Genomic DNA, 10,402 nt, shown 5'->3' on the forward strand with positions numbered 1-10,402 from the left:
GTGCGCTACCTCGTCGACAACGGCATCAAGTGGCGGGCGATGCCTTGCGACTTCCCGCCCTGGCCGCGTGTGTACGCCTTCTTCGCCCGCTGGCGGGATACGGGCCTGGTGGCCGAGCTGCACGACCGGCTGCGCGGAGCCGTCCGCGATGCTGAGAGCCGCGAGGAGGAGCCGAGTGCGGGAGTGGTGGACTCGCAGTCGGTGAAGGCAGACGCCACCGTCGGCAACACCTCACGCGGCTTCGACGCCGGCAAGAAGATCAATGGCCGCAAGCGGCACCTGCTCACCGACACGCTCGGACTCCTGCTGGACGTGCTGGTCACGCCAGCGTCGACGACCGACCGCGACGCCGCCCGCATCCTGCTACCCGTGGCAAAGAAGCACTTCCGGCGGCTTTCGCGGATCTGGGCCGACGGCGGCTGCTGCGGGCACCTCCAGGACTGGGCTGCCCAATTTGGCTTCGCTCGGCTGCTCGGCAGAGCGGGAGCGTCGATGGGCTACCGCGTCGCGATGAACGAGTTCCTCGCGGGCGGCGGCGACGGCTTCGCGGCCCTCGGCCAGGGCACGAACAAGCTGGTCGGCGCCTTCGACCTGGACCTGTTCAACGCCTACCTGGCGGCCCACTCCACGGCCGCCGCACCGCTGGCCCCGCCGGCGACGGACCGGATCACGATCATCCAGTAACTCCCCCTGGACGAAGGGGCGGTGGGCCTGCGGGCCTGCCGCCCCTTTCTCGTCGGCTCCCGCACGGGCAGGCCGCCCGATCCGGCCGACCGACCGACCGGATCCAGCCCATAGAGTAGGCAGCTGATAGCTGGACGCACCCCCTTAGCAGCCCTTGAGGAGCCCGCCGGGTGAGCAACGTACTGAGGATGAACAGCGTCGGGGGAAGGGTCCAGGATCCGGGGACGGTCAGGGATTCGATCGACTTCACCGACGGTTCGGGACCGGCCCGGGTGGTCGCGTACCCGGAGCGCGAGCTGCCGCCGGGCGGCATACCCGCCTATCTCGCGGCCCGCAAGAGCGGCGCCCGCGCCTTCGTATTGTGGGCCGACGAACACCGCCGGGAGCGGGTGGCCACGGTGGTGACCCAGTCCGCCGCCGGCGGTGTCGCCACCTTCCAGGTCCTCGGCGCGCACGGCGAGCACATCGGCACGATCGTGCGCGAGAAGGCGTTCCGAGGCAGGGGCCTTCGCACGCGCTGGACCGTGACCCCGCCCGGCGGCCCCGATGCGGTGGGCTACAAGGGCCGGATCGTGTGGTGGTTCGTGTGGTGGCTGTGTCTGCCCCTGATGGTGCTGATCGTCCTCGTCTCCGTCTTCGACAGCTCCCCGGGCGTGGGCGGTGCCGCGCGCGGCCCACGGCGCATCCGATGGCGTGCGGGCGGCAGGATGCCCCTGGAGTTCAGGTCCGGCGGCGACAAGCTGCACCTGCACGAACCGGACCTGGACTGGCGGCTCGGGGCCGCGCTGGTCGCCCTGGTGCGCAGCTTCAGCTCCATCAGGTGGGACGCCATGAAGAAGTGAAGGATGGTGTTCCAGGGCCGCGCACAGTAGAACTGGTCCCATGTCCGACCAGCAGCCTCCCTCCCACTGGCCCCGGCCGCCCGGCGTGTACGCGCCACCGCAGGCCCGTGAGGTCACCGCTTCCTACCGGCGGTGGGCGGGCGTTCTCACCTGGACCGCCGTCGTCGTCGCCGCCCTCATGGCGGTCGCGCTCGTGGTGAGCATCGTCTTCCTCGTATGGGCGGACCAGGATACGCGGAACGCCGCCTACGGCTACCTCGCGCTCGTTCTCTGGGTCGGGATCGCCGCAGGGGTCCCGGTCCTGATCGCGGTCGCGTTCCCCGCCCGAGACATGAGGCGTCGGGTGCGGCAGCAGAGCCGGGCGGGGAACGCGCCTTCGTAGGACGCCGCCGGGTGTGCAGGCCGGGGCCGGTGCTCTCGGTCAGGCGGCGGTTCGCGTGTCCTCGGTTCGGCGCCCTCCCACCACAGAGCCTTCTCCCGCGCGTGCTCCGGAAGCGCCTCCAGCAGCGACACCGGCGGCAGCGGCAACCGCACGGAACTGCCCATCACCTCGAAGTTCTCATCACCCAGCAGCACGGCCAGCGGGACGTCCCGCGGCGAGTCGCTTCCATCGGCCAGCGTCACCGCATAGGCGGACACCGCGAGCACCGCCCGGACCTGACCGGCGAACCGCACCCGATCGCCCACCCCGACCGTTGCCGACCTCGACAGCCTGCGCATCTGGCCCCCTTCACCGCGTGTGTTCGGCCTCGGCCGCAACAGGCCGTGGCCCCGGCCTCTGCGCTGCAGCCCGGCGACAGGACCTTCCGACGTGTGGACCACCGTGCCACTACTCAGCAGAGCACCACCGAGGTCAGCGCTGGCTTTGTCCACGAGAATGGACAGCAGATATACACCGCTTCCGGAGGCACCTCGATCGGCGACTGTTCGATGTTCACGAGAATGAGCAGCACGCTGTCTGCACCCGACGGGCCCGCCCGTAAGCGCGCTCGTGTCCAGGGACGGGAGCCGTCACGCCGGTCTCCGAACTGAAGGCGCAGGGGTGCACCGCCCCGAAGGAGGGCGGCGCAGCCCGTTGCGGTGACGGACGTGACTGCCTGTCAGGCGCGGCTCGAGGCCGGGTCCGGTTCAGCTGTGGAGCGGGGGTGGCCCGTGGCCGAGCGCAGGTAGCTGGCCGCCACCGCCGCCACGGCCCTCGGACTTGCTCTCGGGTCCGCGCCTCAGCTCGTCCTGTTCCATCGCTGGCGGTCAGCCGCGCACGTGCAGCCCGAAACCTGTGCGGCCCACCGGTTCCAGTCCCTCCTTCAGGTGCAGCGAGGGGATCTCGTAGTCGCCGAAGTTCTGCCGCCGGAATGCGATCGGCTCGGTCGATTCCAGGGTGAGCAGGCGCTGTTCCCAGGCCTTGGCGACGTCCGAATAGTCCTCGCCGGTCATCCGGTCAGCGCCGTACACCACGAACGGCGGCAGCACCTCGATGCCCGGGTAGTAGAGGATGCCGTGCTGGATCGGGAACAGCAGATCGTCGATGGGGCCGTTGATCCCGCGAGCGGCGTAATGCGACTCCGGCCCGCCGGCGGTCACCGACAGCAGAGCCCTCCTGCCCGCGAGGGTGCCTTCGCCGAAGCGCTCGCCGTACTTGGTGTCGCTGTGCTCGCCGACGCCGTAAGCGAAGCGGTAGGTGAACACCCGGTCCACCCAGCCCTTGAGGATCGCGGGCATCGTGTACCACCACAGCGGGAACTGGAAGATGATCGTGTCGGCCCACAGCAGCTTCTCCTGCTCGGCGAGGACGTCCGCGGTGAGCGTCCCGGAGTCGAAGGCCCGGCCCGAGTCCAGGGCGACGTTCAGCGGACGTGAGGCCTCGGGGCCGTAGTCCGCGGCGTCCACGACCGCCTTCCAGTTCATCGCGTACAGATCGCTCACCCGTACCTCGTGCCCGGCGTTCAACAGCGTGGACACCGAGAGATCCTTCAGCGAGCCGTTGAGCGACTTCGGCTCCGGGTGGGCGTAGACGATCAGCGTCTTCATGGGGAACTCCTTCGGATCGGATGCCTCCGATCCTGGGCGCCACGCCGCCCGGCGTTCAGGGGCTCCTCATCCATCGGACGGGACTTCCTGGTAACGGCAGGACCACCCTCACGGGCCCCCGCCGAGGCCATACTGGGCACATGGACGATCTTGCGGGCTTCCTGCGGACCCGGCGTTCCCGGGTCGCCCCGGCGGCCGCCGGCATCCCCACCGACAGCCGCCGCCGGGTCGAAGGGCTGCGCCGCGAAGAGGTCGCGCACCTGTCCGGAGTCAGCGTCGACTACTACGTACGCCTGGAGCAGGGCCGCGCGACCCAGCCCTCCGAGCAGGTCCTCGACGCCCTCGCCCGCGTCCTCGGCCTCGACGAGACCGAACGCGGGCACCTCTACCGGCTCGCGCGGCAGCGCCGCCACCGCGCGAAGGCACCGAGCGGGCGGGTCCGACCGGAGCTCCTGCGCGTCCTGGACCTGGTAGCCGACGCACCCGCGCTGATCATGAACCACCGGTTGGACGTACTCGCCGGGAACCGCCTCGCCGGACTCCTCTACGGCCGCCCGATGCCGGGCCTGAACACCGCCCGGCACATCTTCCTTGAGGAAGCCGAGCGCGGCCTGTACGCGGACTGGGAGAACTGCACCCTCGACGTGGTCGGGCACCTGCGCCTGGCCGCCGGCAAATACCCCGAGGATCCCCGCTTGGCCTCACTCATCGGCGAGCTGGCGATGGGCAGTGAACGCTTCCGCCGCCTCTGGGCCCGCGCGGATGTGCGCGCCCGCACACATGGACGCAAGGCGTACCGGCACCCCCTGGTCGGACTGCTGGAACTGCACCAGGAGAACTTCGCGCTGCCGGACGAAACAGGCATCGAGCTACTGGTGCTGTCCGCGGCCCCCGGCAGCCCCGCCGAGGACGGACTGCGCCTGCTCGCCGGCCTGGGCGCTGACAACGGCAATGCACATCCCCCAGCGAAGGCCCAGATCCGCGAGTAACTCAACGACGCCCCCACCGCCGGGAACCCCCCAACACAAGAAGCCGGGATGGTGCTGGCCGCTGTCGTGCCTGCTGGAAAGTACGATTTCTGTGTGCGGCGGGGTGCCTCCCAAAGTGCCGTACATCTGCTGCCCATTCTCGGTTCTGGCACAGATTTTGGGGAGCAGTCGCGGAGCGTCACCCCGGTATTCGATTGCGAGGGCGTGGGCTCGCGTGAGACCGCGTACGCCTTGTCGTCTGGCAGGCGAAAATGACGCTCCGCGAGGCTCATACCGCCGCATTCGCCTATACCGCCGAGCCGGTCGAACACCTCAACCCAATACTGATCTCGGCTCGTTAGGGTGATGTTTGCTGAATTTGCTGATTTGGGTGTGGTGTTGTCGGTAGTCCGTGGCGTGTGAGATACGCGGATGGGGGCGGGCTGACGCCTGGAGCACGGCGGCGTCGGGAAGCGGTGCGGATACAGGCGGCGGAGCTGTTCACGCAGCAGGTCAAACCGCCCGAGGTGGCCCGGCAGCTGCGTGTGAGTCTGAAGTCGGTTTACCAGTGGCAGCAGTTGTGGCGGCAAGGCGGTGCCGACGAGCTGCTTTCGCGAGGCCCGAGCGGGGGCCGGTGTCGCCTGTCGCCGCGCTGTCTGGAGAAGCTCGCCGGGTATCTCGAGCAGGGTCCGGCCGCGCACGGCTGGACGGAGGACCAGGTGTGGACCGCGGCGAGGGTGGCCACGCTGATCGGCAGGAAGTTTCACGTCTCCTACAGCGTCTCCGGGGCGACGCGGCTGATGCACCGGCTCGGCTTCAGCCCGCAGGTCCCTGCGCGGCGGGTCGCCGAGCGCGACGAGCAGGCCGTCACAGTGTGGAAGGAGGCGACCTGGACGGAGGTAAAAGAGTCCGGGCGGCCTGTGGGGGCTACATCTGCTTCGAGGACGAGGCAGGCTTCACCCGCCGACCGCCTGGGGGACGCACCTGGGGCCGGCGCGGCCACACCCCGCAGGTGACGGTGAGCGGACGACGCTCGGGGCGACTGTCCGTGGCCGGGATGATCGCCATGCGGCCCGGCTCCCGGACCCGGCTGTGCCACCGCCTGCGCACCCACCGAGCGGGCAAAGGCAAACGTCGCAGCATGGGCGAGCGGGACTTCATCGCGTTGATCGACGGCGTCCACCAGCTCGTCAAGGCGCCCATCGTGCTGGTGTGGGACCGTCTGAACACCCATGTCTCCCGCGCCATGGGCGAGCTGATCGCCGAGCGTGAGTGGCTGACGGTATTCCTGCTGCCCGCCTATTCACCCGACCTCAACCCGGTCGAGTGGGTATGGGCGCACGTCAAGCGCAGCCTGGCCAACCTCGCCGTCGTCGCCCTCGACCGGCTCGAAGCACTCGTACGCAACCGGCTCAAGCGCCTTCAGTACCGGTCCGGCATCCTTGACGGCTTCATAGCGGGCACCGGCCTGGCCCTCGACGAACCAGCGTCACCCTGACGAGCCGAAGTCAGTAACCGAAACGCCAGCGTCGGGGGCCCGGCCTCAGCTGGTGGACCATACGCGGAGCTGCGCGGCGACTTCTTGAACGCGGGCGCCCTTGTGCTTGGCGCGCATGACGAGCGCGAGGGCCTCCTCGGGCTCGTAGTCCAGCGTGATGCCGTTGCCGCTGAGGTACGTCTCGGCGACCAGCCAGGCGAAGAACTCGTTCTCCTCCAGCAGCTCGTGCAGAGTGATGGTCTCCAGCCGGGCCGCGGCCTTGAGCCAGTCGCTCGCGTACACGTCGCGGCCCTGGCCCCGGGCGCAGGCGGCGTCCAGCACTCCCAGGTCAAGACACGCCGGGTTCTCCTCCGGCTCACGGACCGTGTTGGCCTGCGGCGGCGCCCGTCCGTTTATGGATCAGGGTTTCCAGGTGCGCAGGAAGGAGGCGATCCGGTCGGCGGTGCAGCGGGGGTTGTTGAGCTCGTGGGCGAGTGCTGTGAGCTGTTCGCGGGTGGGGTTGACGGGGATGTTGCTGGCCTCGAGGTACATGACGGCGACGGCGCAGGCGACGGTGAGGTTGGAGCGCTCCAGCCAGCGGCAGCGGCCCAGGGTGTGCACCAGTGCAGCGGCGCGGGCGAAGGCTCCGTCGTAGACGGGGGTGTCGAGGAGTTCGCCGCGGTGGCGGGCGACGGCGGCGAGGGGCACGCCGTAGTCGTCGGCGGCCGGATCGCGGTGCCCGGCCCGCTCCGCTACCTCAAGGATCCAGGACTCGTCGACGTGCAGGATCACGCGGCGACGCCCGGCTGCTGCTGGGTGTATGGAGCGTCAAGCTGCTGCTCCAGGTCGTCGAGGAACGTGCCCTGCTCATCGATGAGCCGCTGGGCGGCCGCCATACCGGCGGCACGGGCGCCGGTGGTGTCCTCAATGATGAGTCGCTCCACGTATTTGTTGAAGTCGAGCCGGCGAGAGCGCGCGGCAGCCTTGCCCGCCTCCAACACGCCCTCGTCCAGGCGGATCTGCGTCTGCTTATTCGTAGCCACACCTCATGGTAGCAGGGTGGTAGCATGCGCGGGCTCGGCACCACAGTGGCCCTCGTCGGCCGCCGACGCGCTCGGAGTGATCTACATCGAGACGGGTGCCTTCTGCTCGTGCTCCCCGCGCGAGCGGGGACAGTCTCACCCCCGACGCAACGTTTGTCTCTGGCCCGGCGTAAGCCTCGGTGTGGATCTCTTCCGGCGACGCGGCGGCGCGTGACGCCAGCACCGCGCTCATCGGCCTTCCCGCCGGATGCTGGCACCGACCGCAGCTCGCGTGCTGAGCCGGAACGCGTCGCGCGTATGCAGTTGACGTTTCCAAGGGCTTCAGGGCACTCCCATGTCGACGCCAAGCCGGTCGTTAAGGCTTCATAGCTGACCATGAACAGTCGCCCAAACTGTTTGTCGACTTAAGTGTTCACCCTTACGGGTGGATTCATTCGACTCCCGTGTCCGCCACCAGAGCCCTACGTTGAAGTGGTGTAACCGAACCAAACGCGAAGCACCCCTAGCCCGTCCCCCTTGGCGGAGGAACGGGCTACGGATGCAAACGGGAAGAACGGAGGTCAGACCGCGTGAATCACTCGACGCACCTTGACCTTCACCCACAGCACGATCTGCGGTGTACGCAGAGCCGTGCACAAAGCTGCTGCGAGGGTTGCCGACGGGGGAATGGCTTCCCAGTGCCCGATTCCCTCGGCGACTTGCTCGTACCAGGCAGCGCCGCCCACTACCCCGAGGACCGCGTCAGCGATCGGGGAATGAGCGCGACCGCCGCATCCGCGGGGGTCGCGGCCAGCCGGGTTATCCGACTGGCCGGCAGAGGTGGTCTTCACGGGTCTCCTCTGTTGTCGCGCGGCACCCTCATCGTCATCTCGCTTCTTGGCCGGAGGGGATCAGGCGTTGAGGGTGCCGCAGTGGTAGGGCGCTCGGAACCGCGTCCTACCTGGGAAAACCGATTCGCAAGTGGCCAGTCACGCGTTTGGCCTCTTATTCACCCCACCGAGTGACCAGTTTCATGATCACGTTCACCATTCACGTGCCTATTGGCCGGTGCAGACTACCCAGCATGGAGTCGCTCAAATTGGGGCCCGGCCACCAACTGGGTGTCCATCGGGCGGTGGACACCGGCTCTACGGGGCGGTCCCGAATGACCCCGGGCGGGGCCGCTCGATCCGGAAGCCGCCGGTAGCCGGGGGCAGGACTTCGGTGTAGTCGAGTGGTGTCCGGTTCATGGCGGTTGCCGCGCTTCGTGGTGCTCCGGGAGCGGGGTGGGTACCGATGTCCGGGGGCTGACCAGCGACAATGAGCCTCATGGAGATTGTTGTTGAGATCCATGTGCCCCTTCGGGAAGCTGCGGGCACTGCGGAGGGTTCCTATCCCTTCCCGTGGATCGACCAGGTTGAGGACTTCCTCGCCGAGCAGGAGGCGGCGGAGGTGTATGACGACGGTGAGGAGTACGGCGAGGCGTACGTCTTCTTCATCACCGGGGCCGCCGAGGAGGATCTCCTGGCCGTGGCGTCTCGCGCGGCTGGTCTTGCAGGCATCCCGAGCGGAGTGTTCGCGATGGTCACCAGTGATGAGGCGGAGGAGATCGGCCTCGGACGACGTGTTGAACTGCCGCTTGGTCAGTCCCCTGCCCGACCGGCGGTCGGGCAGGGCCCCGGCTCTGCCTGCTGATGGCTCGTGCAGAGCGTGACAGGCACGGACCCAAGATCATGGAGTTCTCGACGCCCCGTGATCCAAGTACTCAGCGTCGCGCCGGTCGAGTGGCCGTCGTCGGCCGGCTGACTTTCAACGGCGCGATCACCCAGACGGGCACGGAGTCCTACCGGCTCGCCCACACCAAGGCACAGGCCGAACGCGTCGCAGCCAGCTGAACCCCTCACCGGTGAGGAACGGCGGCGGCGGAGGTGTCGATGCCATGACGTCCGCAGCCGCCCATCACCGGCCGGTTCAACCGGAGAGGTGCAGCCCCTGCCATGATCGCCGGGAGAGCTGACGGGGCCGCCGACGCAACACGTGCTCATATTGTCGTGTCACCCGGTCAACGCGCGCGGCACCCGGCAGACACGCTCACGTCAGCATCCGACCACGCAATTCATCCCTGCGGCCTGATACCCGTGGGGCACGGCACGACGGCCGTCACCGTCTTGCCCGCCGCATGGACCTCGACCCCCACGTCTACCGACAGCTCCTGTACCAGATGCCAGCCGAGCCCACCCGGCCTGGTGGCATCCAAGGGCAGCGACAGCGGAGGGGCGGTGCTGGCATCGTGGACCGCCACGGTCACCGTTCCAGGCCCGGCCTCCAGCCGGAACCCGGTCACCCCGTCGGCATGCCGCACCGCGTTGGTGAACAACTCCGACACCACCAACAACACAGCGTCCACCGCGTCCTCGCCCTCCGGCGCGGCGGCAGCCCAAAACCCGCGGGCCACACACCGGACCTGCCCAACCGCCCGAAGGCCGCTGTCATCGTCAGGGGGCCCGCGGTCCTCTTCAGGAGGGATGCACCATCACGGGTTTCCGACGGCTCGGCTCCTTGAGATCCCTACCGTGCCGCCGGGCAGATCGGGTCATCCAGGGAATATGCATGCGCCACTCTCACGGACGACGCACGGCGGCTCGCTGACGGGACACCAGACCGATGCTTTGCGCAATCTCGCCCCGGAGTTCGAAAACAGACTGACCGTTTCCCAAGCCTGTTGGTACGCGGGAACAGCAGTCGAACCGGGATCGATTGGCCTTGGGAGCAACAGCTCGCAATAGGCGAGAGAACCGGCGGACGCCACCGCGCAGCGACCATGGCCATGGCCCTGCGAGCCGTGGTTCGCCGGGGACGTCGAGCAGGCCGCCACGTACGGAATGGCCGACGCCGCCCAGCAGCGCTCAGTCCATGGTTCCAGGCAAGGTCTGGCGCATTCTCTCGATGAGCCCGTCTCGTGCCTGGTTGAACGCAAGCCGGGCGGCATTGCAGTCGGGCAGATCATGGGTGGCTCCACCAATGACCTGGTCGCTCCACTTGACCAGCTTCCACACCACGTCGTTCGCGAGGGCGGCCACGTCGGCTGGAGCCAGGAGTACGAGTTCGTACCGTTTCGTGAATACGTGGTGATCGCCGAATGCGGAATGAGACCTGTCTGCTGAGTCGTCGGCGGTCGAGAGCCCAGCCCGGCTTGCTTGCCATATCTGCTCGGCAGCCTGGGAGACCGCACCGAGATACGCAGCGTAGACCGAGCGCAGAGTGTCACTTCGCCGGTCCTTCGCCTGGTTGCGCCACCGCACGTGTTCCAGCGCCAACGCCGATGCGACACCGATCACCGCACCCAGCACTGTGGACACCACCACAGTCCAGTCCATTTGC

Annotated in this window: 11 protein-coding genes and 3 pseudogenes; 8 read left to right on the forward strand and 6 right to left on the reverse strand. The window is 68.4% G+C overall.

Features of this window, described 5'->3' with window-relative positions:
• Nucleotides 1-39: 39 nt before the first annotated feature.
• The 4 genes and pseudogenes from ABT147_RS44630 to ABT147_RS44645 form a co-directional block, all read left to right on the forward strand.
• A pseudogene (locus tag ABT147_RS44630) lies at nucleotides 40-369 on the forward strand (transposase); the annotation flags it as partial.
• A 129-nt stretch (nucleotides 370-498) separates the two neighbouring features.
• Nucleotides 499-684 (forward strand): annotated as a pseudogene (locus ABT147_RS44635) (bifunctional metallophosphatase/5'-nucleotidase); the annotation flags it as partial.
• Between the two features lie 170 nt (nucleotides 685-854).
• On the forward strand, nucleotides 855-1,526 hold the full coding sequence (locus tag ABT147_RS44640; protein ID WP_351417701.1) for a hypothetical protein: 672 nt from the start codon (nucleotides 855-857) through the stop codon (nucleotides 1,524-1,526).
• Between the two features lie 40 nt (nucleotides 1,527-1,566).
• Entirely contained in the window at nucleotides 1,567-1,908 is a 342-nt protein-coding gene (locus tag ABT147_RS44645) for a hypothetical protein (protein WP_351417703.1), read from the forward strand.
• A gap of 866 nt (nucleotides 1,909-2,774) precedes the next feature.
• Here the strand turns inward: ABT147_RS44645 and ABT147_RS44650 are convergent.
• Nucleotides 2,775-3,554, reverse strand: a complete 780-nt coding sequence (locus tag ABT147_RS44650; protein WP_351417705.1) for an NAD(P)H-dependent oxidoreductase — start codon at nucleotides 3,552-3,554, stop codon at nucleotides 2,775-2,777.
• Between the two features lie 140 nt (nucleotides 3,555-3,694).
• Here ABT147_RS44650 and ABT147_RS44655 point away from each other — a divergent pair, with 140 nt between their 5' ends.
• The gene (locus tag ABT147_RS44655; protein ID WP_351417707.1) at nucleotides 3,695-4,543 is read left to right on the forward strand and encodes a helix-turn-helix transcriptional regulator; all 849 of its coding nucleotides are present in this window, start codon (nucleotides 3,695-3,697) and stop codon (nucleotides 4,541-4,543) included.
• A 398-nt stretch (nucleotides 4,544-4,941) separates the two neighbouring features.
• A protein-coding gene (locus ABT147_RS47525; RefSeq protein WP_502983280.1) for an IS630 family transposase occupies nucleotides 4,942-6,020 on the forward strand; the annotation gives its coding sequence in 2 pieces (ribosomal slippage) (nucleotides 4,942-5,443 and nucleotides 5,443-6,020; 1,080 coding nt in all).
• Between the two features lie 45 nt (nucleotides 6,021-6,065).
• On the opposite strand, the gene ABT147_RS44670 is transcribed toward ABT147_RS47525, so the two are convergent.
• The 3 genes from ABT147_RS44670 to ABT147_RS44680 form a co-directional block, all read right to left on the reverse strand.
• On the reverse strand, nucleotides 6,066-6,341 hold the full coding sequence (locus ABT147_RS44670) for a fic family toxin-antitoxin system, toxin component (protein ID WP_351417711.1): 276 nt from the start codon (nucleotides 6,339-6,341) through the stop codon (nucleotides 6,066-6,068).
• 78 nt (nucleotides 6,342-6,419) lie between these two features.
• The gene (locus ABT147_RS44675; RefSeq protein WP_351417713.1) at nucleotides 6,420-6,791 is read right to left on the reverse strand and encodes a fic family toxin-antitoxin system, toxin component; all 372 of its coding nucleotides are present in this window, start codon (nucleotides 6,789-6,791) and stop codon (nucleotides 6,420-6,422) included.
• Complete coding sequence (locus ABT147_RS44680) at nucleotides 6,788-7,042, reverse strand: hypothetical protein (RefSeq protein ID WP_351417715.1); 255 nt, start codon at nucleotides 7,040-7,042, stop codon at nucleotides 6,788-6,790. Before ABT147_RS44680 ends, ABT147_RS44675 begins: the two co-directional genes overlap by 4 nt.
• A gap of 1,308 nt (nucleotides 7,043-8,350) precedes the next feature.
• On the opposite strand from ABT147_RS44680, the gene ABT147_RS44685 reads away from it, so the two are divergent.
• Together ABT147_RS44685 and ABT147_RS44690 are read left to right on the forward strand one after the other, a co-directional pair.
• Nucleotides 8,351-8,716: a hypothetical protein gene (locus ABT147_RS44685; protein ID WP_351417718.1), complete on the forward strand. Its 366-nt coding sequence runs from the start codon at nucleotides 8,351-8,353 to the stop codon at nucleotides 8,714-8,716.
• Nucleotides 8,717-8,808: 92 nt separating this feature from the next.
• A pseudogene (locus ABT147_RS44690) lies at nucleotides 8,809-8,916 on the forward strand (IS21-like element helper ATPase IstB); the annotation flags it as partial.
• Nucleotides 8,917-9,137: 221 nt separating this feature from the next.
• Here the strand turns inward: ABT147_RS44690 and ABT147_RS44695 are convergent.
• Both ABT147_RS44695 and ABT147_RS44700 read right to left on the reverse strand, forming a co-directional pair.
• Complete coding sequence (locus ABT147_RS44695) at nucleotides 9,138-9,548, reverse strand: ATP-binding protein (RefSeq protein ID WP_351417725.1); 411 nt, start codon at nucleotides 9,546-9,548, stop codon at nucleotides 9,138-9,140.
• Nucleotides 9,549-9,927: 379 nt separating this feature from the next.
• Nucleotides 9,928-10,402, reverse strand: a 475-nt coding sequence (locus ABT147_RS44700) for a hypothetical protein (RefSeq protein ID WP_351417719.1), incomplete at its 5' end; no start/stop codon positions are given.

This window comes from Streptomyces sp. NPDC001868 (assembly GCF_040297125.1).
Classification (GTDB): Bacteria; Actinomycetota; Actinomycetes; order Streptomycetales; family Streptomycetaceae; genus Streptomyces.

Excerpts from the sequence above, each read along its gene's own strand:
- ABT147_RS44645 (WP_351417703.1), top strand. The coding sequence starts at position 1,567 with ATGTCCGACCAGCAGCCTCCCTCCCACTGGCCCCGGCCGCCCGGCGTG.
- ABT147_RS44650 (WP_351417705.1), bottom strand. The coding sequence starts at position 3,554 with ATGAAGACGCTGATCGTCTACGCCCACCCGGAGCCGAAGTCGCTCAAC.
- ABT147_RS44655 (WP_351417707.1), top strand. The coding sequence starts at position 3,695 with ATGGACGATCTTGCGGGCTTCCTGCGGACCCGGCGTTCCCGGGTCGCC.
- ABT147_RS44685 (WP_351417718.1), top strand. The coding sequence starts at position 8,351 with ATGGAGATTGTTGTTGAGATCCATGTGCCCCTTCGGGAAGCTGCGGGC.